At 61.4% G+C, this 22,456-nt stretch carries 29 protein-coding genes; 17 read left to right on the top strand and 12 right to left on the bottom strand.

What is annotated here, in order from left to right:
- Window positions 1-72: 72 nt before the first annotated feature.
- Window positions 73-1,146 carry an alpha/beta hydrolase gene (locus LB519_RS27005; RefSeq protein ID WP_013531324.1) on the bottom strand — a complete coding sequence of 358 codons (1,074 nt, stop codon included), beginning with the start codon at window positions 1,144-1,146 and terminating at the stop codon, window positions 73-75.
- 467 nt (window positions 1,147-1,613) lie between these two features.
- Between LB519_RS27005 and ilvA the strand changes: the two genes are divergently transcribed.
- Window positions 1,614-2,870 (top strand): threonine ammonia-lyase IlvA, encoded by a 1,257-nt coding sequence (ilvA, locus tag LB519_RS27000; RefSeq protein ID WP_013531325.1) that lies wholly within the window; start codon window positions 1,614-1,616, stop codon window positions 2,868-2,870.
- Between the two features lie 8 nt (window positions 2,871-2,878).
- The gene (locus LB519_RS26995; RefSeq protein WP_013531326.1) at window positions 2,879-3,439 is read left to right on the top strand and encodes a DUF1697 domain-containing protein; all 561 of its coding nucleotides are present in this window, start codon (window positions 2,879-2,881) and stop codon (window positions 3,437-3,439) included.
- Window positions 3,440-3,447: 8 nt separating this feature from the next.
- On the opposite strand, the gene LB519_RS26990 is transcribed toward LB519_RS26995, so the two are convergent.
- Window positions 3,448-3,738, bottom strand: a complete 291-nt coding sequence (locus LB519_RS26990; RefSeq protein ID WP_127366976.1) for a DUF2218 domain-containing protein — start codon at window positions 3,736-3,738, stop codon at window positions 3,448-3,450.
- A 147-nt stretch (window positions 3,739-3,885) separates the two neighbouring features.
- The gene (gene gloA / locus LB519_RS26985; RefSeq protein WP_063172309.1) at window positions 3,886-4,326 is read right to left on the bottom strand and encodes a lactoylglutathione lyase; all 441 of its coding nucleotides are present in this window, start codon (window positions 4,324-4,326) and stop codon (window positions 3,886-3,888) included.
- Between the two features lie 217 nt (window positions 4,327-4,543).
- On the opposite strand from gloA, the gene LB519_RS26980 reads away from it, so the two are divergent.
- Genes LB519_RS26980 through LB519_RS26970 form a run of 3 tightly spaced genes read left to right on the top strand, consistent with a single transcriptional unit; the run spans window position 4,544 to window position 6,513 of the window.
- Complete coding sequence (locus LB519_RS26980) at window positions 4,544-5,140, top strand: cold-shock protein (protein WP_063168103.1); 597 nt, start codon at window positions 4,544-4,546, stop codon at window positions 5,138-5,140.
- A gap of 24 nt (window positions 5,141-5,164) precedes the next feature.
- Window positions 5,165-5,725 (top strand): DUF192 domain-containing protein, encoded by a 561-nt coding sequence (locus LB519_RS26975; RefSeq protein ID WP_063172308.1) that lies wholly within the window; start codon window positions 5,165-5,167, stop codon window positions 5,723-5,725.
- Between the two features lie 20 nt (window positions 5,726-5,745).
- On the top strand, window positions 5,746-6,513 hold the full coding sequence (locus tag LB519_RS26970) for an alpha/beta fold hydrolase (protein WP_224621591.1): 768 nt from the start codon (window positions 5,746-5,748) through the stop codon (window positions 6,511-6,513).
- An 85-nt stretch (window positions 6,514-6,598) separates the two neighbouring features.
- On the opposite strand, the gene LB519_RS26965 is transcribed toward LB519_RS26970, so the two are convergent.
- On the bottom strand, window positions 6,599-7,201 hold the full coding sequence (locus LB519_RS26965) for a hypothetical protein (protein ID WP_013531332.1): 603 nt from the start codon (window positions 7,199-7,201) through the stop codon (window positions 6,599-6,601).
- Window positions 7,202-7,349: 148 nt separating this feature from the next.
- Here LB519_RS26965 and cysE point away from each other — a divergent pair, with 148 nt between their 5' ends.
- Entirely contained in the window at window positions 7,350-8,198 is an 849-nt protein-coding gene (cysE, locus tag LB519_RS26960; protein WP_013531333.1) for a serine O-acetyltransferase, read from the top strand.
- A 311-nt stretch (window positions 8,199-8,509) separates the two neighbouring features.
- Window positions 8,510-8,713 carry a DUF3126 family protein gene (locus LB519_RS26955; RefSeq protein ID WP_013531334.1) on the top strand — a complete coding sequence of 68 codons (204 nt, stop codon included), beginning with the start codon at window positions 8,510-8,512 and terminating at the stop codon, window positions 8,711-8,713.
- A 62-nt stretch (window positions 8,714-8,775) separates the two neighbouring features.
- Here the strand turns inward: LB519_RS26955 and LB519_RS26950 are convergent, their stop codons facing one another.
- Window positions 8,776-9,501 carry a hypothetical protein gene (locus LB519_RS26950; protein WP_224621589.1) on the bottom strand — a complete coding sequence of 242 codons (726 nt, stop codon included), beginning with the start codon at window positions 9,499-9,501 and terminating at the stop codon, window positions 8,776-8,778.
- A 125-nt stretch (window positions 9,502-9,626) separates the two neighbouring features.
- Here LB519_RS26950 and LB519_RS26945 point away from each other — a divergent pair, with 125 nt between their 5' ends.
- Window positions 9,627-9,968, top strand: coding sequence for a DUF6949 family protein (locus LB519_RS26945; RefSeq protein ID WP_063168099.1), 342 nt, complete (start codon window positions 9,627-9,629; stop codon window positions 9,966-9,968).
- A 19-nt stretch (window positions 9,969-9,987) separates the two neighbouring features.
- Window positions 9,988-10,515 carry a gamma carbonic anhydrase family protein gene (locus LB519_RS26940; RefSeq protein ID WP_027160406.1) on the top strand — a complete coding sequence of 176 codons (528 nt, stop codon included), beginning with the start codon at window positions 9,988-9,990 and terminating at the stop codon, window positions 10,513-10,515.
- A 48-nt stretch (window positions 10,516-10,563) separates the two neighbouring features.
- Here LB519_RS26940 and LB519_RS26935 read toward each other — a convergent pair whose 3' ends face one another.
- Window positions 10,564-11,112 (bottom strand): ankyrin repeat domain-containing protein, encoded by a 549-nt coding sequence (locus LB519_RS26935; protein WP_063173701.1) that lies wholly within the window; start codon window positions 11,110-11,112, stop codon window positions 10,564-10,566.
- A gap of 172 nt (window positions 11,113-11,284) precedes the next feature.
- Between LB519_RS26935 and LB519_RS26930 the strand changes: the two genes are divergently transcribed.
- Window positions 11,285-11,944, top strand: a complete 660-nt coding sequence (locus tag LB519_RS26930; protein WP_063172305.1) for a DUF2726 domain-containing protein — start codon at window positions 11,285-11,287, stop codon at window positions 11,942-11,944.
- Window positions 11,945-12,132: 188 nt separating this feature from the next.
- On the opposite strand, the gene LB519_RS26925 is transcribed toward LB519_RS26930, so the two are convergent.
- The 3 genes from LB519_RS26925 to LB519_RS26915 form a co-directional block, all read right to left on the bottom strand.
- Window positions 12,133-12,741, bottom strand: coding sequence for a transglutaminase-like cysteine peptidase (locus tag LB519_RS26925; protein WP_063172304.1), 609 nt, complete (start codon window positions 12,739-12,741; stop codon window positions 12,133-12,135).
- 241 nt (window positions 12,742-12,982) lie between these two features.
- Window positions 12,983-13,600, bottom strand: coding sequence for a PilZ domain-containing protein (locus LB519_RS26920; protein ID WP_013531341.1), 618 nt, complete (start codon window positions 13,598-13,600; stop codon window positions 12,983-12,985).
- A 183-nt stretch (window positions 13,601-13,783) separates the two neighbouring features.
- On the bottom strand, window positions 13,784-14,416 hold the full coding sequence (locus LB519_RS26915) for a PAS domain-containing protein (protein WP_024503876.1): 633 nt from the start codon (window positions 14,414-14,416) through the stop codon (window positions 13,784-13,786).
- 388 nt (window positions 14,417-14,804) lie between these two features.
- Here LB519_RS26915 and LB519_RS26910 point away from each other — a divergent pair, with 388 nt between their 5' ends.
- Window positions 14,805-15,563 carry a rhomboid family intramembrane serine protease gene (locus LB519_RS26910; RefSeq protein WP_013531343.1) on the top strand — a complete coding sequence of 253 codons (759 nt, stop codon included), beginning with the start codon at window positions 14,805-14,807 and terminating at the stop codon, window positions 15,561-15,563.
- An 87-nt stretch (window positions 15,564-15,650) separates the two neighbouring features.
- Window positions 15,651-16,082, top strand: a complete 432-nt coding sequence (locus tag LB519_RS26905) for a CBS domain-containing protein (protein ID WP_013531344.1) — start codon at window positions 15,651-15,653, stop codon at window positions 16,080-16,082.
- A gap of 47 nt (window positions 16,083-16,129) precedes the next feature.
- Here LB519_RS26905 and LB519_RS26900 read toward each other — a convergent pair whose 3' ends face one another.
- Complete coding sequence (locus tag LB519_RS26900; RefSeq protein WP_013531345.1) at window positions 16,130-16,432, bottom strand: YjhX family toxin; 303 nt, start codon at window positions 16,430-16,432, stop codon at window positions 16,130-16,132.
- 354 nt (window positions 16,433-16,786) lie between these two features.
- Here LB519_RS26900 and gatB point away from each other — a divergent pair, with 354 nt between their 5' ends.
- From gatB to LB519_RS26880, 4 genes are all read left to right on the top strand, one after another.
- Window positions 16,787-18,286 (top strand): Asp-tRNA(Asn)/Glu-tRNA(Gln) amidotransferase subunit GatB, encoded by a 1,500-nt coding sequence (gene gatB, locus LB519_RS26895; RefSeq protein ID WP_024503878.1) that lies wholly within the window; start codon window positions 16,787-16,789, stop codon window positions 18,284-18,286.
- A gap of 4 nt (window positions 18,287-18,290) precedes the next feature.
- The gene (locus LB519_RS26890) at window positions 18,291-18,785 is read left to right on the top strand and encodes a GNAT family N-acetyltransferase (RefSeq protein ID WP_224621588.1); all 495 of its coding nucleotides are present in this window, start codon (window positions 18,291-18,293) and stop codon (window positions 18,783-18,785) included.
- Window positions 18,786-18,946: 161 nt separating this feature from the next.
- Window positions 18,947-19,645, top strand: a complete 699-nt coding sequence (locus LB519_RS26885) for an AIM24 family protein (protein ID WP_224621587.1) — start codon at window positions 18,947-18,949, stop codon at window positions 19,643-19,645.
- A 27-nt stretch (window positions 19,646-19,672) separates the two neighbouring features.
- Complete coding sequence (locus tag LB519_RS26880; RefSeq protein ID WP_224621586.1) at window positions 19,673-20,089, top strand: hypothetical protein; 417 nt, start codon at window positions 19,673-19,675, stop codon at window positions 20,087-20,089.
- Window positions 20,090-20,126: 37 nt separating this feature from the next.
- On the opposite strand, the gene panC is transcribed toward LB519_RS26880, so the two are convergent.
- Both panC and panB read right to left on the bottom strand, forming a co-directional pair.
- A complete protein-coding gene (gene panC / locus LB519_RS26875; protein WP_224621585.1) occupies window positions 20,127-20,978 on the bottom strand; it encodes a pantoate--beta-alanine ligase in 852 nt (283 codons plus the stop codon).
- Window positions 20,975-21,790, bottom strand: a complete 816-nt coding sequence (gene panB / locus LB519_RS26870; RefSeq protein WP_224621620.1) for a 3-methyl-2-oxobutanoate hydroxymethyltransferase — start codon at window positions 21,788-21,790, stop codon at window positions 20,975-20,977. Before panB ends, panC begins: the two co-directional genes overlap by 4 nt.
- 255 nt (window positions 21,791-22,045) lie before the next feature.
- Here panB and LB519_RS26865 point away from each other — a divergent pair, with 255 nt between their 5' ends.
- Window positions 22,046-22,444, top strand: coding sequence for an NADH:ubiquinone oxidoreductase subunit NDUFA12 (locus LB519_RS26865; protein ID WP_013531353.1), 399 nt, complete (start codon window positions 22,046-22,048; stop codon window positions 22,442-22,444).
- Window positions 22,445-22,456: the final 12 nt, after the last annotated feature.

Below are 22,456 nucleotides of genomic sequence, written 5' to 3'. Positions count from 1 at the left end.
GACCGGCGCGGTCCAGTTCAAAGTGAATCCATACGTCCGCGATGCCGGGCAGGCATGGCCGCGAGACCGCACCTATTGGCCAAGCAGGCTGATGCGGTCGGTGACATCACGGTCGCTGGCAAAGCCGTCATCCTCGCGCAGCCGCTGGCCGATCATCTTCACCAGCGTCGGATTGTCGGCGAACTTCGTATGGTTGAAGCTGTCCGATCCCTTGACCTTGGACAGGTCGACGACCGTCACGCCATAAGAGGCAAGATCGGCGGCATCCTTGTAGTCGCCGACACGCGGCCGTGAACCGGCGATCAGGCCGGAGAGCCGCAGCGCACGGTCGTCGTCCGACAACAGCAGGATGAACGGCTTGTCGGGCTTGCCATAGCGCCGCATCTGGCTCTTGAACACGTCGACATCGATGTCGGGCGAGGCCAGCACCACGTCGCCGAGCTTACCGCCGAGATCGCGATCGCCGGTGATGGCCATCTGGCGCAGCGTTTCCATGGTGACCCAGGTTCCGAGCGAATGTGCAACGATGTCGATGCGCCGCGCGCCGGACTGCTCCAGCATCCTGAGCGTCACTTCCAGTTGGTCGCGGGCAGCGCTGGCGCTTTCCTTGTCATAGACATAGTCGGTGGTCCTGGCGCCGGATGCCCAGGAAAACAGCACTGGCGTGCCGGGATAGCCGGAATCATGGACGATCTGGGTCAGGCGATAGACGGCGGCATCGAAGCCGGTGTTGTAGCCATGCACGAAGACCATGACGCGGCCGCCGCGCGCTGCGATGTCGGCGTTGAGCGCGCTGGAGAATTTCGGCTGCGTGTCGTAGCCGACGACCTCGGAAGCCATGAAATATTTGGCCGGGTCGTCCGACTTGCCGCGCGAGCGGCGCTCGATCTGGCCGGTCTTGTGAAGCCCCGGAACGGTGACGTTGACGCGGGCATAGTTCAGCGTCGCCGACCGTTCGCCGTCGAAAACCTTGTTGGGATCGTCGGATTTCTTGCGCGTCGTGGCGATGAAGATCGAGTGGTTGCCGGCGATCTCCGTCACCGGCGCCGACACCATGGCGCTGCCAAGCAATTCCTGTGTTTGCTGGCCGGCGCAGCCGGCGACGAACAAGGCCAGGACAACGGTAAAAATCTTCTTCAAAGGCACGCCTGAATTTCCAACTCCGGCCGAAAGGCCTGTCTATCCTCACGATACCTCCCGGACAGGCAGAGTGCGGCAGAACTAAGTCCTGTCGAGTCGAAATGTGATCGGCGCCCCGCTGCGGCCATCGCAGTGTTGCGCGAAAGCCAAAATGGCGGGAAACGCCTGCGTGATGTGCGCAATGAGCGGCGTCGCCGCTGGCCCTCCAATCCCCGCGGAGATAGCGATTTCATACCGCCCGATGCGAGGGGGCATGAGAATGCACCCGCAAGTAGCTGAAAATATTTCGCAAAATTTCCGCCCGGAAGGACGTAAATGATGGACGATGGCGCTGCGGAGCCGGATATGTGATAGGCGGGCTCGCGCCGCACCTGGTCATGGCGCTCAACAACCGAACGTTCGCGACCCGATTAATGATAGAGATCCGCGGACAGCATGCAACGCAAGGTGATTTTCCCCAGGGGTGGTTTCCGATGAACAGTTTCTCTTCCCGCGTTGCTGCCGCTGCCGCCGCGATCCGCCAGATCTTCCCTGAAACGCCGCTACAGGAAAACGACTATCTGTCGAAAAAGACCGGTGCGCGGGTGCTGTTGAAGCGCGAGGATCTGTCGCCGGTCCGCTCCTACAAGATCCGCGGCGCCTTCAATTTCTTCCGCAAGACACTGGCGGCCGGCAACGAGGCCGAACTGTTCGTCTGCGCGTCCGCCGGCAACCACGCGCAGGGCTTTGCTTTCGTCTGCCGCCATTTCGGCAGGCGAGGCGTCGTGTTCATGCCGGTGACGACGCCGCAGCAGAAGATCGACAAGACCAGGCTGTTCGGCGGCGATTTCATCGAGATCAGACTGGTCGGCGATTTCTTCGACGACTGCTATCGCGCTGCCCTGGAATTCACCGACAGTTCCGGCGCCCATATGGTGCCGCCCTTCGATCACAAGGACATCATCGAGGGCCAGGCAACCGTTGCCTACGAGATCGCGGACCAGATGCCGGGCGCCCGCATGCCCGATATCGTCATGCTGCCGGTCGGCGGTGGCGGACTTGCCGCGGGCGTCACCCACTATTTCGCCGATCAGGGCAGGGAAGCACGCTTCGTCTTCTGCGAACCGGCAGGCGCGCCGAGCCTGCGCGAGAGCCTCGCGGCGGGGAAACGGCTCAAGCTCGCCAAGGTCGACAATTTCGTCGATGGCGCCGCGGTGGCCGAGATCGGCCGCGAGCCGTTGCGTCATCTCAAGGATTTTCCGGCCGACACGGTGCGGCTAATCCCGGAAAACAGGCTCTGCGCCACCATGATCGAGATGCTCAATGTCGAAGGCGTCGTGCTGGAGCCGGCCGGCGCGCTGGCGATCGATGCGCTCAAGGATTTCTCCAAGAAGGAGATCAGGGGCAAGACCATCGTTGCCGTGGTTTCGGGCGGCAATTTCGATTTCGAGCGGCTGCCGGACGTCAAGGAACGGGCGTTGCGCTTCGAGGGTCTGAAGAAATACTTCATCATCCGTTTTCCGCAGCGGCCGGGCGCGCTGCGCGATTTCCTCGAACTGCTCGGACCCGACGACGACATCGCCCGTTTCGAATATCTGAAGAAATCGGCGCGCAATTTTGGTTCGGTGCTGATCGGCATCGAAACCAGGGACCGTCGCAATTTCGATCGGCTCAAGGCGAAGTTCGAGGCCGAGGGCGTTCAGTATCAGGACATCACCGACAACGAGACACTGGCCGGGTTCATCATATGAGCGATCGGATGATTGATCCGGGAAAAATCTTCGTCGCGCTGTTTTCCGGCATCAATGTCGGCGGCAACCGCATCGTCAAGATGGCGGAGCTGCGGTCGTTCTTCGAGGGCCTCGGCTTTTCCGACGTCGCCACCTACGTGCAGAGCGGCAATGCCGTGTTCCGGGCGAAGAAAGGCGACGCGGCGGCACTGGCGAAACTGCTCGAAGCAGCCTTCGAGAAGAAATGGGGGTTCCATTCGCGCATCATGGTGCGCGATCTCTCCTGGTTCGAGAAGCTGGTGCGCGAAAATCCCTATCCAGAAATTGCCGCGGACCACACGAAGCTGCACGCCTATGTGCTGGAACGCGAGCCGACCGCCGATGAGGTGGCGCGGCTGACCGAAAAGTGCACCGGCCCCGAACGCTTCGAGATCAAGGGCGATGTGCTCTACCTCAGCGCACCGAATGGGCTGGGCAAATCGGTGTTTGCCGGGCTGATCCCGCGCACGCTGAAAGTGCCGGGTACCGCGCGCAATTGGCGCTCGGTGCAGGCGCTGCTGGAGATGGCCGCACACGCCGGTGAGAAGTAGTTGGCCGGCTAGGCGGAAGTTGGTTTCCAGTCGAAGGTCAGTTCTTCGCGGAAAGCAAAGCGCTTGATGTGATCGGCGACAACGCTTTCCAGGCGCTCGATCGATCCTGCTTCGTCAGTCGACACCGTGATATGCAGCGCTGCGGCATCGGCAGCCATGACGGTACGGCCCATTGAGAGATCGATGGTGCCATGGGTGGGATCGAACTCGACCGGGAATTTGTGTGCCCAGTGCTTGCACAACTGCTGCAGGTAGCGGCTGGCATGTTCGGTGGCGACGTCGGCATGGCTGGTCGGCATGAATTCTCCTGGGCAAGCGCCCTTTTGCATGGCTGGGCGCCGGCCCAAGCCTGGCGCCTCAGCCAGACAGATAGGCGCCGCCCCTGAAAAACCAAACGGTAGCGGGCTCATCAGCCTGGCATTGTCCGCTCAAGACAGCGTGATCGGCTACCAGCTTCCGGTGTTCGCCATCGAAGCCCAAGGCTCAGCCTTGGCCTTGGCCGGGCCTTTCTGCAAAAGCTCGATCGAGATGCCGTCCGGCGACTTGACGAAAGCCATGTTGCCGTCGCGCGGCGGCCGGTTGATGGTGACGCCATTGTCCATCAGATGCTGGCAGGTGGCGTAGATGTCGTCGACCTCATAAGCGAGGTGGCCGAAATTGCGCCCGCCCTTGTAGTCTTCGGGATCCCAATTGTAGGTCAGTTCGACCAGCGGTGCCTTTTCATTGATGCCGCTCTCCTCGTCTTCCGGTGCGGCGAGGAAGATCAGCGTGAAGCGGCCCTGCTCGTTTTCGTAGCGGCGCACTTCCTTGAGGCCGAGCTTATTGCAGTAGAAGTCGAGCGAGGCATCGACGTCGGCGACGCGGATCATGGTGTGCAGATAGCGCATGTGATTTCCTCGATAAATTGCGTTGCGGCGCAACATAGGGTCGGCCCTGTCAAAGGGCAATCGTGCGGCGGTGCGCAATGCCGGCAAAGAACAAAACCGGTATTGCCCCAATGAACCGTGAAAAAAGGCACGGCAGGTCTTGCACACACCGGAAGCCGCAGTGTTAATCTGTTGGCAAGAATCAGTTGCGGTGTTCTTGAAAAGAGGGGGCATTCTTATGGGGGAAAAGGCCTCTTTCATGGGGCGGGACGGAACCCTTGGCGACGCCTTGCAGCGTGACGAAGGCGGCGACGCTTCTGATCTGCTCGAAGTAGCCGGCGCCATCAAGTGGTTCGATGTGGCCAAGGGTTATGGTTTCATCCTCCCGGATGACGGCATCTCGGGCGACATCCTCCTTCATGTGACATGTCTTCGAAGAGACGGCTTTCAGACGGCGCTGGAAGGCGCACGCGTGGTCTGCCTCGTCAAGCATGGCGAGCGCGGATTGCAGGCCTTCCGTGTGCTCTCCATGGATGTCACCACCGCGGTCCACCCGGCCGAGATGCAGGAGCAGCGCACCCATGTCGCTGTGACGCCGGAGAGCGGTCTCGAACGCGCCTTGGTGAAATGGTTCAACCGCACCAAGGGGTTTGGTTTTCTCACCCGCGGCGAGGGTACCGAGGACATCTTCGTCCATATGGAAACCTTGCGCCGTTACGGTATCACCGAGCTTCGGCCCGGACAGGTCGTGCTGGTTCGTTTCGGGCGCGGCGACAAAGGCCTTATGGCCGCCGAAATTCACCCCGATATGGGGACCTTGCCGGTCTCGCACTAGGGCGTTTCCGGCCGAGGATCTCGAATGGCTTACAGGAACTGGCTGACCGCGGGCGCGATGTGCGCGATTGCCTTCATCGCCGCCGCCGGTGGTTACTTCTATTCCGAAAAGCCGACCTCGGCGGACAGCCGGGCAATGATCCTTCCGGCCGATCCGGCGCCATTGGTCGTGGTGACGAAAGGCGGTGATCGCTCTTTCTCCATCGAAGTCGCCGACACCGCCGCGGAGCGCGAGGCTGGCTTGATGTATCGCCAGGATATGGCGGACAACCACGGCATGCTGTTCGTCTTCGAGGTCCAGCAGCAGGTTGGCTTCTGGATGCACAACACCCCGATGCCGCTTGATCTGATTTTTGTCGGCCAGGATGGCAAGATCCGGGCGGTCAAGCACGGCGAGCCGCAATCAGACGCCGTCATTTCGCCTGGTGTACCGGTGCGTTTCGTGCTTGAGCTCAAGGCAGGCACTGCCGCCAGGAACGGCATCGAGTATGGCGACCTTTTGCGCCATCCGGCGGTGGGCACGGTGTCCGGCCCGAGCATGCCGCCCGCCGACAATGGCGATGCACCCAATGGCGGTGGCGGTTGAGTGCGCAAGCGGGGTCGCTGATGCAGTTTTTCACCCATGACGGCTTCGATCTTGCTTTCCTCGAGCGCCAGCCGGAATCGGGCGAGGGCGATCCGGTGCTGATGATCCACGGCTTCGCTTCGAGCCACTATGTCAACTGGGTGTCGCCCGGCTGGTTCAAGACGCTGAACGATGCCGGTTACCGCGCCATCGCCTTTGACAATCGCGGCCACGGCGCGTCGTCCAAGAGCTATGATGAGGCGGACTATACGCCGGTCAAGATGGCCTCCGATGCCACTGCCTTGCTCGACCATCTCGGCATCGAGCGCGCCCACGTCATGGGTTATTCGATGGGCGCGCGCATCGCGGCGTTCATGGCGCTGTCCGATCCGGACAAGGTGGCGACGCTGGTCTTCGGCGGCCTCGGCATCGGCATGATCGACGGTGTCGGCGATTGGGATCCGATTGCCGACGCGCTGCTTGCCGAAGATCCGGCCGCGACCAGCCATCCGCGCGGCCGGTCGTTTCGCGCCTTCGCCGACCAGACCCGCAGCGATCGCCGTGCCTTGGCGGCTTGCATCGCCAAATCGCGCGAATTGCTGAGCGAGCAGGATGTTGCCCGCATCGCCCAGCCGACGCTGGTCGCCGTCGGAACCACCGACGACATAGGCGGCTCGCCCGATGAGCTTGCAGCGTTGATGCCGAACGCCAGCGCTTTTCATATCGAGGGCCGGGACCATATGCTGGCCGTCGGGGACAAGACCTTCAAGCAGCGCGTGCTGGAGTTCTATGCCGAAAATCCGCTCTGAGCGGAGGGCCAGGGCAGCGAGAAGCAGTGCCGTAGTCGGGGACGAGGCTGCTTGGCATCGTGATAGGCGCCTATCCTGATTGTCCTTAGCCGTTTGCAAGGGCCGCCAGCGATCGCGCGATGTTTTCCCGGGCCTGCGGTTCGAAGCGCTGGCGAAACTCTTGCGTGTGGAAGATATGCGGGCGGGCGAGGAAACTCTTCAAGACGGCACTGCGTCCGGCTCGCCACATCGGCTCCTCCACCCAGTGGTACTCGCGCCGCACGGCGCGCTCATAGGCGTCGAAGGCGTCCGGTGCGGCACCCAGGATCGACAGGTCCATATCCAGGAAAAGACTTGCGTCCCGTGTGGCCGTCGCGTCGTCGAACGGCGGCACCTGGTGCGTGGCGGTGGCGACGATCATTGCCGAGATGCGGTTGATACGTGAAGGATCTGCGCGGCCCGCCAGCTTTTTTTCGGCAAGGGCGGCACTTTGCGCCTCATTGTCCTTGGCCTTGCTGTCATAGACGGCATCGTGGAACCAGATCGCCGCTTCGATCGCCTCGGGATCGGCCAGCAACCTTCGATAGTCGCCAGCCAGCGCCAGCATCGCTTCGATATGGGCAAGGTTGTGGTAGTGGCGGCCTTGTGCCCGGTAGAGCCCTGAGAGCTCGCTTTTCAGCGCGTCGTCGATCAAGGGTTCGTTTTCCATGGCTGCTTGAATTCCCGCGAACCAAATCCATTTGACAAAAGCACTAAGGAAAATTGAGTTCAATCGTGCTATGATCTGGCTTATATGTGCGGCCAGGCAGCAGGCAAGCACAACAGGCAAGCCAGGCAGGACGCAGGACGAGACGGCGATGAACAGCATCAGCATTTCCCGACACAGCGCATTGAAGCCGGTCGATCCGATCTGGCGTTCGATCCGCGACGAGGCCATGGAGGCTGTCAACCGCGACCCGCTGCTCGCTGCATTCCTCTATTCGACCATCCTCAACCAGGACAGCCTGGAAGAAGCAGTCATTCATCGGCTGGCCGAGCGGCTGGCGCACCAGGACATCGGCTCCGATCTCATCCGCCAGACCTTCAAGTCCATGCTGGCCGACGACAAGGAGTGGCCGACGACGGTACGTGTCGACATCCAGGCCTATTACGATCGCGATCCGGCTTGCGACCGCTTCATCATGCCGGTGCTCTATTTCAAGGGGTTCCACGCCATCCAGACGCATCGGCTGGCGCATTGGCTGTGGAACCAGGGGCGCAAGGATTTCGCGCTCTATCTGCAGAGCCGCTCGTCCTCGGTCTTCCAGACCGACATCAACCCGGCCGCCCGCATTGGCAAGGGCATCTTCATCGACCACGCAACCGGCCTCGTGGTCGGCGAGACCGCGGTCATCGAGGATGACGTGTCGATCCTGCATGGCGTGACGCTGGGCGGCACCGGCAAGGCCGGCGGCGACCGCCACCCCAAGATCCGCTACGGCGTGCTGATCGGCGCCGGCGCCAAGATCCTCGGCAACATCGAAATCGGCCATTGCTCGAAGATCGCGGCAGGCTCGGTGGTGCTGTCGCCCGTACCGCACAACAAGACGGTTGCCGGCGTGCCGGCCCGCGTCGTCGGCGAGACCGGCTGCGATCAGCCGTCGCGCCAGATGGACCAGCTTTTGCCGTCGCAGACGATGGATCAGGTCGTCAGTTTCGACATCTGATCGTCATATGTCCGCTGCCTGAGGCCGTGGGCAGACATGGGCGATTGTTCTCGCCCAAGGTCTTTTGAGATTCAGGTCAGGCCGAGCCGAAAATGGTGGGTTCCGAGAACCGGAGCGGAGCGTACGTTTGGGTACGTGAGCACAGTTCTACCGCGACGCGGTAGAACGGGGAAGCGCAGGAAACCGCCATTTGCAGGCCGGCCTCACGTGAATATCAACAGACCTTAATCAGGCCGCTTGCCTTTACATCGCCATTGTCGACGTGCCAGAAGCGCGTTCGAACGAGCAAGCCCGATGATCGGAGAAGACTGTTGAAGCCGGACGAAATCAGAAAGCTGGACGCCTATTTCAAGCGCGTCTTCCAAAACCCCAAGCTTGAGGTCAAGGCGCGGCCGCGCAAGGACGATTCGGCCGAGGTCTATGTCGGCGACGAATTCCTCGGCATCGTCTTCAAGGACGAGGACGACGGCGACTACAATTTTTCGATGGCGATTCTCGACATCGATCTGGCCTGAGCCAGCAAATCTTGCGGTCGGCCGGCTCATGCGGCCGGCCAGCCGGTTCCCTTGAAGCGTTCTTAACGTCCCGCCTTCAGAACGCGCCCGGCTTCGGTGGCGATTGCCGCGTCGAGCGCCTGCCAATCGCCCAGAAACTCCCTTGGGAAGCGATAGGTGAGGCTGAGTTCGTCGCCGACCTGGATGTCGCGCTCGCAGGGCGCCAGCGATTGGTCGGCACTCGGCCCGCTCAGGCAACGGGCCACTAACGGCTCCTTGCCGGGGCGATTGCCGACAACCAGCACCTCGTTCAGATAGCCTGATTTCTTGTTGAAACCATAAATCATCGTGCCGCCAGGCCCGGCAGTGCCGGGTCGGGTGATCAGCGCGCTGTAGATCGGCGCGAAGCGGCCGCTCATGTCACGCGACATCATCTGCTGTTCGAAGGACAGGAAGACGATGCTTTTGGCTGTCCCCGTATGGTTGAAATCATCCCGCGCGGCCTCGCTGTAGCCGTCCATCTGGGGATAGCGCAGATAGAGGTCGAGCCGCGAGGCGATGCCGTCGCGCCGGGCCTGGGCGAAACGGATGGCATTGGCCGGGACCGTGATGACATTGTTGCCGATCACCACCTGGTGGGCTGTTGCGTCGTCGGTGTATCCGGCCATGGCGATCGAATGGCCGAACCATTTGCCGGCAAGGCTGATCGCCACCGACAACAGGGCGAGCGCCGCGAACCCGTAGAGCACCCGCTTCATCAGCGTGGAATCGACCACGGTGAGTTCGTTGGCGAGCGCTGCCTGCTTCATCTCAGTCCTCGGATCTCGGGCCGCCCGTCCGCCTCCAGTGTCCCCGGGCGGCACACATCGCACGGCATGGCTCTTGCAGCCTGCATGGAACGACTGTGCAATTTCATGGTAAATGGAAAGTTAAGATGGGACCGCTGGAACTCACACTCTTTGCTTTTGCCGTCGGGTTGACGGCCTGCGGGCTGGCCGGATCGGCCATGGAACTGGTGTCGGGCCGCAAGGTCGCCTTCACCGAACCCTATGTGTCGCCGTCACATGTCTTGCGCTCGCTGCTCGCCACGGCCTGTGCGGGACCGTTCATGCTGGTCAACGACGCCATCGATGCCCGGCGTCAGCGCCGCATTTCAACGTTGGCGCTGATGTCCTGCGGCTGCACGGCAATTGCGTGGACCTTGGCGCTGGGCGTCGTCGTGCTTGCCATTGCCTCATGGTCGGTCCGTCTCCTAGGGTCCGAGCTGCCAGCTTGAGACGATTCGGAGACCAGAAATGCCGCTTTATGCGATCGATGGAACAGAGCCCAGCTTCGCCGATGCGGACTCGAACTGGATCGCGCCCGATGCGACGCTGATCGGCGACGTCAGGGTCGGACGCAATGCCGGCTTCTGGTTCGGCGCCGTCATCCGCGGCGACAATGAGCCCATCGTCATCGGTGCCGACACCAACGTGCAGGAACATACGGTCATGCACACCGATCCCGGTTTCCCGCTGACGATCGGCGAAGGCTGCACGATCGGCCACCGCGCCTTGCTGCATGGCTGCACGATCGGCGACAACAGCCTGATCGGCATGGGCGCCATCGTGCTGAACGGCGCGAAAATCGGCAGGAATTGCCTGGTCGGCGCCGGTGCGCTGGTTACCGAGGGCAAGGAATTCCCGGACAATTCGCTGATCGTCGGCTCGCCCGCCAAGGCGATCAGGGTGCTGGACGACGCGGCCGTGGCAAGGTTGCGCGGCTCGGCGGCGCATTATGTCGCCAACGGCAAGCGCTTCAAGGCGGGGTTGAAGAAGGTTTGAGGCTAGCCTGGCATTTGCTGGTTTCTTAGCGCCTCAACTCACTGTTCGTCAGTTGCGCCCAGCCATCGCATCGCGCAGCAAGGAAGCACCGCCTTCAAAGCCGGCAATCTCGGCTTCCTCGATCGCGGTCCTGTAGTCATCGATGCGGGTTTCGAGCGCCGGGTCGGCGCCCGCCGCCAAAAGCAGACGGATCGCATCGACACTGCGGATGGCCACCGAATAGTGCAGCGGAGTCCAGTCGTTGACGCCCCGCATGTTGGGGTCGGCGCCAGCTTCGATCAGCACCCGCACGATGTCCAGCCTATTGGCGCGATCGGTGGACAGCGCCGCAATGATGGACGGAAACCCGCCATGATCCTGATAATTCGGATCCGAGCCCGCATCCAGCAAGGTCGAGATGAAGCCGACGGGACTCCAATAGATCGCATATTCCAGCGGATGCCCAAGGCCGAACTCAAACGGCATGCGCTCGTCGAACCAGCGCGAAGAGCCGCCCAAGGCTAGACCGAGGCCGTCGAAGTCGCCGGCCTTGAAGGCATCGTCGATCGCCTTGAAGAGGCGATGACGCTCGCATCGATCTTCCGGGATTTCCAACATCGCCGTGTTCCAGAAGGCGAAAACCAACGGCCTATATTGCCCCGATCCCCTGCGCGTGGAAAGGCGGTCGTCCGATGCGTCCAGTAGGTCGACGATGCGCATAACATTTCACGGATTGCTGATATAAGTCATCGCTGAATAATAATCTGCATCGCGGAGGTAGCTTTCCGGCATGCCATTCCAGCTCAGTGAGCAAACGCAGCAAATTCTTTCGCTAATTTGCATTCTGTTAGCTGGCGTCTTCATTGGTATGGCCTTGGAACGTCTCCTATCGAGGAAACGGAGGCAGGCATGGAGGGAGAGCAATAGCAGGCGCTGGGCGAGAGAGCGCAGAGGGGGCGACATTCTTAGCGGCCTATGGGTTGCCCCGAAGCCTGTTTCCGCGCCACCGAAACCGATTGATCCTGCTGACCAGTTGCGGATCGTCATGGGTGCGAGCTTCACTATTCAACCGCTCCTCAACAGGAGTGAAGTGCGCGTCTTCAAGGAACTTGATCGCATGGTGATCAGCTGCAATCCGGGATGGCAGGTGATGGCCCAAGTGTCACTGGGCGAAATTTTGCGCAGCGCGAACGCTGACGCCTACAGCTGCATCAACTCGAAACGAGTGGACCTTCTTCTTGTGGACGAGACTTGTCTGCCTCGACATGCGCTCGAATACCAAGGCCATGCGCATCACCAAGGCACAGCAGCAGCACGTGATGCGGTCAAAAAGGAAGCGCTGCGACGTGCTGGCATCAGTTACCATGAGATCGTCGGCGGTCACACGACACCTTCGGAACTCAGGCGACTGGTTGAGAGGCTGGTGGACAAGCCCACCGCACCGCAATAGCTGACCTTTTGCAACGCAGATTTCTCGGAACCTGATTGGTTTTCGAACGGCCATAGCCAGAAATGGCGGAGCCGGCCCGGGGACGGGGCCGGCTCCTTTCACCCGGTCGTTGGGGACGGGGAGGGTGGGGACTCGACCGGGTTTCTCCTGAAGCGCCTCGCATTCACGCGGCGCGCTTGAGCTCTGTTTTAGCGGACGCTGGCGACCGCGTCGGAGCGGCCGTCATTGATCGTCACCCAAACGCCGGAATTCTGGTCCGACTGGCGCTTGAGATAGGTGTAGTCGGTGTCCGTCCAGGACAGGACCTTGGTCTCAAGATTGTCGAGGATGAATTCTCCGAGGCTGGTGCGCACGGTCAGCACCGCGTGGCCGTCGCCATTCGGCTGGCGCGCCACCGTCATCAGCAGATTGCCGGCGGGGACGCCCGCATCCATCAACTCGCGGCGCTTTTCCAGCGCGTAATCCTCGCAATCGCCATAGCCATTGGCCGGATAGGCCCAATATTCCTCGACACCGTAGTTTTCCATGTCGGTGCGCGGCTTGATGCGGGTGTTGACCGAATTGTTGATGTTGACGATCGTCGCCCACAGCTTGCGGGTCAGTTCGACCGGCGCACCCCTGGGGGTCCGTTCGCTGCATTCGCCGGGAATGCGCTGGCAGAACTCATAGTGACCAACAGGCTGGGTGGTGCGTCCACCGGTGTGCATATAGGCCGGTCCCGCGGCATATGCTGATCCCCAAGCGGAAAGCTGCATCGCCATTGCCGCCAGCAACAGCTTGCCCCTCGTTTTCTTCATTGTTGTGGTCTCCCCGTTCGAAGGAGACATTGCCACGTGTGGATTTATTTGACGCAAAAGCGCGAAGTAGATATTGAGTAAAACTCCAATAGAATAAACGTAAAATTTGAATCATTTGAGTATTAATTCGTTTGGATCTGAAGGCTCCCACCTCGGGCGCGGAGCGCTCCCAGAAACAAGCTCCCAGAAACAAAAAACCGGCCGCAAGGGCCGGTTCCTGGAATGTTGCTGTCGGGCCTGCTCAGGCGCGTGGCGTGTTGAATTCGGAATCAAGCGTTTCGGGACGCTGGATCACAGCGAATTCGATGGCGACGCCATCCTCGAAATGACGCACGACCTGCCCGCGCATGGTGCCAAGCATGACCTGGATGCCGATCGCCGGTTTGACGTCGATTTCGACAGCGGCGCCGGAGAGCGAAAGGTCGATGATGCGGCACTGGTACTGGCGGCCGTCGGTGAGCTGCAGCACGCTTGTCGGATTGCGCGGTGCGACGCGCTCGTGGCGGCGATCTTCCGGCAGGTCGAGTTCATGCTTGTTGGCCAGCCAGGTCAATTGCGCGGCCAGCTTGTCCTTCTTGCGATCCGACGCAATGACGGTCATCGCGAAACCGTCCTGCAGGGTGCGTGTGACGACGCCTTCGATGCGGCCGATATGATCGATGTAGGCGATGATTTTTTCGCCGGGCATGCCGATGCGGTCGGTGCGAAACGCGACATTGCCCGGTGACATGTCGACGACTTGGCAGGGATGTTCGGTGCGGTCTTCCAGCATGAAGCGTCCGTAAATTTTAACCCGGACGCGCTGAAAGTTTCGCCTTTCAGCTTGGGACGGCGCATAGTCGACCGCCGCTGACCTCATGACTGCCTACACCCCGTTTGGCATCCCGCGCGCCGATGCGAGGAACTTCATCAGAGAAGTACAACAAAGCGGGTTAACAAAGGGGAAAAGCGGGCGCTCCAGCGTTTTCCTTTTTGCAGGCCGTGGTGCCAAAACCGCCGCGCAGTTTTGGGCGACGTGCATCAGGTCTCAAAAAACAGCGGACTATTCCTCGCGCCCGCCATCGAAGACGACGAGATGACGGATGCGACGCACCCGGCCGAGCGCCGAGATCGTCTCGGGTGCCCCAAGTTCATCGGGAACAAGCGAGGGAACATCGATCGCCGGGCGATTGTTCAGAAGCTCCTTCTCCGGATCTATGACGCGGATTGAATCGATCAACGCATCGGTGATCGGATCGGCACCCAGCCAGAAGGGTTTCTCCACGGCGCTGATGACGCCCAGGCAGCGCGGATTTTCGACGCCGCCGTCCAGCGGCAGGGCAAGCAGTTCGAACTTGTTGGAGCGCCCGTTGCGGCTGAAGCCCTCATAGCTGATGAGCACAACCGATTTCTGCTCGAACACGCCATGGATCAGGCGCGAGACGAGCCGCTGGTCCTTCTCGCGCCACAGCGATGGAAAGGAAAACCCCTTGAGCTCGCGGCCGTAGCAGGCGCAAAGCCTTGTGCCGGCCAGCCGGAATACGGCCTGTCCGCGCGTGTCACGTTCCAGGATAAAGGTGTCGGCCAGCAGCGACTTAATGTCGGCCGGTTCGACCTCCGAACGCTTCGGGGCGGGGCGTCCATCACGCAGGCGGTTCCAATATTGGAACAGCGTGATCGATCCATTCTGGTTCATGCTATGCTGCTCCGCGCAATCTGTCGTCTGATGTCCCATCGGTGAACAGAAGGGCGCCCTCCGAGGACCTACATGCGTTGCGGAGCAGGAAGCGTGCCAGCGTCGTTAACACTTGTTCACGGGTCGGGGCCGTTAAGGTTAACAAGTGGTTTACGTTGCGTCTGAGCGAGCCCCGTGGCACACAAAAACCACTCCAGAAGCGGTCGTTTCGCGACGATCGGCAGCACTTCAGTCAGAGTTTTAGGGGAGCAGGGGGCTCGACCGGCCGTTCAAGGGAAACCTTGAACGGCTTCTTTTTTGATTCGCGCCAGATGATTCGCGGTTTGCTGTTCGGTCCGCGTTAATCTAGATGCTCGAACCTGGAATCCCGCAGTGAGTGCAATTTCAAATGAGTGAACCGGTAATTCCCTCGGAAGCCGACCCGGTCGAGGGCGCGCCCGAGCCGCGGCGCGAGCCGGTGTTCAACCTGCCGCCCGTCGTGCTGGCGGTGATCGGCATCTGCGTCGTCGTCTATCTGTTGCAGCAATATGTGTTGAGCGAATCCCAGCAGATGACATTGCTGTATGACGGGGCCTTCATCCCCGTTCTCTACACCGGGCAATACGGCTTCGACTGGTTCCTGTTTTCGCGGCCCTTCACCTACGCGTTCATGCATGGCGGCTTTGCCCATATCGCCATCAACATGGTGTGGCTCGCCGCGTTTGGTTCACCATTGGCAAACCGTCTGGGAACGCTGTGGTTCGCGCTGTTCTTTGCCGCAACCGGGCTGGCTTCGGTCGCGCTTTTCTGGGCACTGCATCCTTACGGTGAGGCGCCGCTGGTCGGGGCTTCCGGTGCGATATCAGGCATGATGGGGGCTGCGGCGCGTTTTGGCTTCCGCACCGATCGTTCGGCCGGCAAGGCCGCCTTCGCCGGCCCGGTGCTGCCGATCGCATTCGTGTTGCGCTTACGCGGTGTCGTGATTTTCCTTGCCATGTGGATGGTCATCAATCTCGCCACCGGCCTGCTCGGTTTCGCCCCGGGGGTAGACGGCCAGATCGCCTGGGAGGCCCATATTGGCGGCTTTGTCGCCGGCTTCTTCGGCCTGCGCTGGTTCGACAGGAGATGGCAGGCGCCCGAATGGGAGACGGCCGACCACCACACTTGAAATGCAACCGATCACGGCGCACGATGTTCACTCTTACGTGAAGGCCGGTCAGGGCAGGAACCGGCAGGCAAAGCAGAGGAGGACGCCATGACGGTTAAGGCAATTCTCGAGAGAAAAGGCCATGACGTGTTGACGCTCGGGCCGAACGAAAAGCTTAGCGAAGCCATCCGTATCCTGGCAGAGCACAAGATCGGGGCGCTGGTCATCACCAATGGCGATCGCAAGATCGTCGGCATCCTGTCAGAGCGCGACATCGTCCGGGTTGTCGCCCGCGAAGGTGGAGCCGCGCTCGATATCCCCGTGCGTTCGGCGATGACGCCGAAAGTGAAGATCTGCAACGAAAACCACACCGTCAACGAGGTGATGGAGATCATGACCCGAGGCCGCTTCCGCCATCTGCCGGTGGAAAAGGACGGCATGCTCGATGGCATCGTGTCCATTGGCGACGTGGTCAAGCGCCGCATCGAGGATGTCGAACGCGAGGCCGACGAGATCAGAGCCTACATCGCCACCGCCTGAGCGGTGAGGCGAACCGCCGGCCGGAGAACCGACCGGCGGAGCCGTGGTTACCTGTTGTCGAGTTCGGAGCGGACGAGTGCGAGCCCGCGCCGGGTGATGCGGTAGGGTCCACCGTCAGACGAAGAAACAGCCTTCTTCCGCTTCAGTTTTCGAAACAGCTCGAGATCGACGCCCGGATAATGCCAGCCGTCGCGGGTTAGGCATTTGACGGAGGCGATCCGTTTCTTCTCGTTCTTTTCGATTTCAATGCGTCCGCCCTGCGCGAGCAGGTGCAGGATGCGCTGTTTCCACAGCGCCGCGCGTCCTCTTGGACGCGCAAAGGACGCTGTGGCACTTATGATTTGGCGCATGATCCTTTCCGAAAATCGATACCGATTTTCGGGGTCATGCGCTGCGCGAAATACCCATGTGAGAGTTTTCCGGGAAAACAAAAAATGCCGCCGCCGCGAAGCTTCGCGGCACGGGGTTTCAGGTTTTCTGCCCTGCCTCGCCAGGAGGTCAGGGCCTTACCGGGACTGAGCGTAAGTGGACATCCACTCTCCATTGGAATGGACCTCCTATAGGCGAACGCAGCTGAAAAGGCCAGTCCGCGGCTTTGCGCTTGTGTTTTTTGGGCGCTTGTCTCTTTTGGCGGTTTGCACTAGCGAAGTTGCACACCAAAGTGTGCGAAACGCATTATCCGCAGTTCCAATACGCAGGCCACCATGTCCCTCATCGACACCCGCACGCCCGACGCCAAGCGCCTTGTTTCCGGTGCCACCGGCGACTGGGAGATCATCATCGGCCTCGAGGTCCATGCCCAGATTACATCGGAAGCAAAGCTGTTTTCCGGCGCCTCGACCGCTTTCGGCGCGGCGCCCAACGCCAATGTCAGCCTGGTCGATGCGGCGATGCCCGGCATGCTGCCGGTCATCAACGAGGAATGCGTCAAGCAGGCGATCCGCACCGGCCTTGGGCTGAAAGCGCAGATCAACCACAAGTCGGTCTTCGATCGGAAGAACTACTTCTATCCAGACCTGCCGCAGGGCTACCAGATCTCGCAGTTCAAGCAGCCGATCGTCGGCGAGGGCACGGTGATCGTTTCCGTTGGCCCCGATCGTCAGGGCGAATTCGAGGACATCGAGGTCGGCATCGAGCGGCTGCATCTGGAGCAGGATGCCGGAAAGTCGATGCACGACCAGCATGTGACCATGTCCTATGTCGACCTCAACCGCTCCGGCGTGGCGCTGATGGAGATCGTCTCCAAGCCCGACATGCGCTCGGCCGACGAAGCCAAGGCTTATGTCACCAAGCTGCGCACCATCGTGCGCTATCTCGGCACCTGCGACGGCAACATGGACGAAGGTTCGATGCGCGCCGACGTCAACGTTTCGGTGCGCAAGCCGGGCGGCGAGTTCGGCACGCGCTGCGAGATCAAGAACGTCAACTCGATCCGCTTCATCGGCCAGGCCATCGACTTCGAGGCGCGCCGGCAGATCGCCATTCTCGAGGATGGCGGCAAGATCGACCAGGAGACGCGGCTGTTCGACGCCGTCAAGGGCGAGACGCGTTCGATGCGCTCCAAGGAAGAGGCGCATGATTACCGCTACTTCCCCGATCCGGACCTCTTGCCGCTGGAATTCGACCAGGCCTATGTCGATGCGCTGGCCAAGGAATTGCCGGAACTGCCAGACGACAAGAAGGCGCGGCTGATCGCGTCGCTCGGCCTGTCGGTATATGACGCCTCGATCCTGGTTTCGGAAAAGCCGATCGCCGACTATTTCGAGAAGGTGGCCGCCGGCCGCGACGGCAAGCTCGCCGCCAACTGGGTCATCAACGATCTGCTCGGGCAATTGAACAAGGCCGGAAAAGACATTGAAAACGCTCCGGTTTCCCCCGAGCAGCTTGGCGCGGTCATCGATCTGATCAAGGACGGCACCATTTCCGGCAAGATCGCCAAGGACCTGTTCGAGATCGTCTGGAATGAGGGCGGCGATCCGCGCCAGCTGGTCGAGAGCCGTGGCATGAAGCAGGTCACCGACACCGGCGCCATCGAGAAGGCCGTAGACGAGGTGATCGCAGCCAACCCCGACAAGGTCGAACAGGCGCGCGCCAAGCCGAGCATGGCCGGTTGGTTCGTTGGCCAGGTGATGAAGGTGACCGGCGGCAAGGCCAATCCACAAGCGGTCAACGACCTCGTCAAGACCAAGCTGGGCATCGAGTAGCGCGGTGTTTGTCCGCACCGCAGGTGAACGTGATCTGACGGCCATCCGGGCGCTGCTGGTCGAAACCTGGCACACGACCTATGACGCGGTCTATGGCCCTGATCGGATCGACCGGGTCATCGAGGATTGGTGTTCGCCGGCGAAATTGAGAGCTAGCCTTGAGCGGCCGAATGCCGAATTCCTGGTCGCCGACGACGGCAAGCGCATTGGCGGCGTCGCCTATGCCGAAAGCGTCGAAGGCGGCACCGTGGTCGACCTGCAACAGCTCCATGTCGCACCCGACCTGCAAGGCCGGGGCATCGGCGGGATGTTGCTCGATGAGGTGATCGAGAATTTTCCGGAAGCCCGCTCTCTACGCATCGAGGTCGTGGAGCAGAACAGGCGTGCGGTCGCCTTCTATCTGACCAACGGCTTTGCCGAGATTGGCGGGGCCGACAATTATGGGCCGGCGCAGTCCGGGATTGCTGCGTTGATTCTTGAGCGGATGCTGACCGCCTGAGCGCTCGATGATCGCGCGATTGCATCACGTTGTTGCGAGTGGACCCTCGAGCGCACGGCTTTCATTTGACGGCGCAAATATCGAGCGCAAAGCTGTGGCCGCTGACCCCAGCCATGATCGGTGTTTGACCGGTGGCATGCGAGGCAGCTTGGGGAATCGTCATGCCAAGCTTGCCGGAACTGATGCCGACACAGGTGTCGGACGAGACCTTTGGCGGCGTCACCTATCATATAGCGGGCGAGCTGGTGCCGGTGCTTTCGGTCGATGTCACGCGCATGCCGGTCTATTTCGAGCACCACATCCTTTTGTGGAAGAATTCCATCATCACCATCGGCCTGAAATCGCTGAAAGGCGCGCTGAAGCGGATGATGGCCGGCATGCAGATCTTCGTCACCGAGGCGTCGGGGGCGGGCATCATTGCCTTCAGCCGCGATGGGCCTGGCCACATCGTGCCGATCCATCTCAGGCACGGCGAAGAGATCCAGGTGCGCGAGCACCAGTTTCTCGCCGCCACCGGCAATGTCGACTACACCTTCGAACGGGTGCGCGGCCTGGCGACGATGCTGTTCGGCCAGAGCGGCTTTTTCATCGACCGCTTTCGCGGTGATTCCGGCGATGGCATCGTCTGGCTGCACGGCTATGGCAACGTCTTCGAAAAGACGCTCGCCGCCGGCGAAACCATCGACATCGAACCAGGCGGCTGGCTGTTCAAGGATGCCTCGGTCAGGATGGAAACCAAGATCGATCGCCTGTCGAGCGGCTTCTTCGGCGCCAACATGAATTTCATCGTCAACCGATTCACCGGACCGGGCCGTGTCGGCATCCAGTCAATGTATCTGCATATGCCGACGGAGGAATAGTTCGGCGAAGGCCACTGGCGGGCAGCAATGGCGGCCGCGACCCGGCCATGCGTCATCGCGGCGTTTGCCGTGCCGGCTCACCACGGATATGCAAGGGCCATGACCAAATTGTTCCGCACTGCGGCGCTGGCGCTGCTCGCCATCATCATTTTCGCGACCTTGTCGCCGATCCAGATGCGGCCGCATCTCGCTGAAGCAAATGTCGAGCGTGCCATGGCTTATGTCCTGCTGGGCTTCGCCCTGGCGGTCGGCTTCCCCAACCGACTGTATCAAGTGGTGATTTTCGTGGCTGTGATCGCCGGCATGCTGGAACTGCTTCAGCTCATTGATCCCGGTCGCCATGCACGCCTCATCGATGCATTGGTGAAAGCCTTTGCCGGGGTGGTTGGGATCGTCGCGGGACACCTGATCGTCAGGGCCGGCCGGCAAAAGAGCGAGAGCTAGGCGCGGCAGCAATCCGCCGCGGAGGATCGAGCCTTCGCTAGGCAGCGGGAACCCCCACATTGTCGATTAGCCTGGTCTTGCCGAGCCATGCCGCTGCGAGAAGACGCCCTTCGCGGTTTCGACGCCATGGCGCAAGCGTCAGGCTTTCGCGTGCCTCGACATAGTCGACCTTCTGGAAACCGGCGGCGATGAGGTCGCGGCTGGCCTCTTCGGTTGCGTCGGTTTGGTGGGCGCCTGCCGCCAGGGCCGCAGCCGTTTTGCGCAATATCACGTTGAGTTGGCGGGCGACCTTCAGTTCGGCCTCATCGAGATAGGCGTTGCGTGACGACATGGCGAGACCATGCGCGTCGCGTATCGTCGGGGCGCCGACGATCTCGACGGGCAGGTCGAGATCGCCGCAGAGCTGTCTCACCACGCAAAGCTGCTGGTAGTCCTTCTCGCCGAAGACCGCAAAGTCGGGCGTTGCCTGCAGGAGGAGCTTTGCCACCACGGTGGCGACGCCTTCGAAAAAGGTCGGCCGAAAGTCCGATTCGAGCCCGGCGGAGGGGCCGCCGACCGAGATTTTCGTGGCGAAGCCGGCGGGATACATCTCGCCAACCGTCGGTGTGAAAGCAAGGTCGGCCTTTGCCGCGCCGAGCCGGTCGAGATCGCGGGCGAGTTGGCGCGGGTACTTGTCGAGGTCTTCGCTCGGCGCGAACTGTGTCGGGTTGACGAAGATCGACACGACGCAGCGCTCGGCTTTTTCGAGCGCGATCCTGACCAGCGAGATGTGCCCGTCGTGCAAAGCGCCCATGGTCGGCACCATGGCGACACGAAGGCCGTCACGGCGCCAGTCATGGATTTGCGTGCGAAGTGCGGCAACGCTGTCGACGACGACGGGTTGGCTCATGCGTCATCCCTGCTGTTTGTCGCCGAAAAGACATGGCCGGGGCCCGGGAATGTCCGGTTTCGCACTTCTGCTGCATAGCTCTTCGCGGCATGCGAGATCGCGTTGCGCAGGTCGGCGTATTCCTTGACGAATTTCGGCACGCGATCGACGGTCAGCCCGACCATGTCGTCGATGACCAGGATCTGGCCATCGCAGTCGCCGCTGGCGCCGATGCCGATGGTTGGGATGGCGAGGCGGCGGCTGATATCGGCGGCGACCCTCTCGACCGTGCCTTCGATGACCACCGAGAAAGCCCCGGCGTTCTCGACGGCGAGCGCATCGCGAAGCAATGCCGCAACAGCCTCCTCGGTGCGGCCTTTGATCTTGTAGCCGCCGTCCTTCTCGACCGATTGCGGCTGCAGGCCGATATGCCCCATGACCGGAATGCCGGCGGCGACGATGGCCGCGATCTGGCTAACCATTTCGACGCCGCCTTCGAGCTTCACCGCCTGGCAGCCGGTTTCGTCGACGACCCGCCGCGCCGAGGCGACGGCAAGTGCTGCCGTGACCTCATAGCTGCCAGCCGGCAGGTCGACGACGACGCAGGCACTGGCCGAGCCGCGCATCACGGCTTGCCCATGCGCGATCATCATCTCCAGCGAGGCACCCAGTGTCGTCTTGTGGCCATGGAGGACCATGGCGACACTGTCACCGACCAGAAGCAGATCGACATGGTGATCAAGCAGACGGGCGATGGGATAGGTATAGGCGGTCAGGCAAACGATCGGCGTGCCGCCCTTGCGGTGGCGAATCGCCTCGGCGCTGATGCGCATGTCGGTGGTCGGCAATTCCGTGGCCAATCGTCACCTCCTTTGGCCTCAAGCCGGGCTGGATATAAGCATGGGCGCGCAGAGCTTTAGAAACACCGCAAAGGCTTGGCAAGCGTGCATGCAGCCACCGGCAGGATCACAGGCTTGTGTCGGGTTTCAGGAAAGCCATTTGCGCACACGCAGTGGCAAAAGCCTTGCCTTCGGCAAGGCCTGACGCCATAAGCAGGAAACGGGCGCTGCTGGCGCGAGGGTTTTGAAATGAAGACTTTCCTTACGCAGTTTTTCACCTGGTGGAACAGCCAGACGATAGGAACCCGCCTGCACACGTGGCGGTATGGCAAGAAGGTCGGCCAGGACGAGACCGGCAATTTTTACTACGAAGGCGGCATCGATTCGGAAGGCCGCACGCGCCGCTGGGTCATCTACCGCAATTATTCGGAAGCTTCGGCGATACCGCCCGGCTGGCACGGCTGGATGCACCACCGTGTCGACGTCGCGCCGTCCAGCGAGGACTACAAGCCACGCGACTGGCAGAAGCCGCATCAGCCCAATCTGACCGGCAGCCCGGCGGCCTATCGCCCGAAGGGCTCGGTGCTCACCAATCAGCATCGCCCGCAGGTCACCGGCGACTACGATGCCTGGACACCCGGGTCGTAGCGACAGGGTGCA

Source organism: Mesorhizobium sp. AD1-1, from assembly GCF_020164655.1.
GTDB classification, from domain to species: domain Bacteria; phylum Pseudomonadota; class Alphaproteobacteria; order Rhizobiales; family Rhizobiaceae; genus Mesorhizobium; species Mesorhizobium ciceri.
This window is presented reverse-complemented; position numbering and strand designations above follow the sequence as displayed.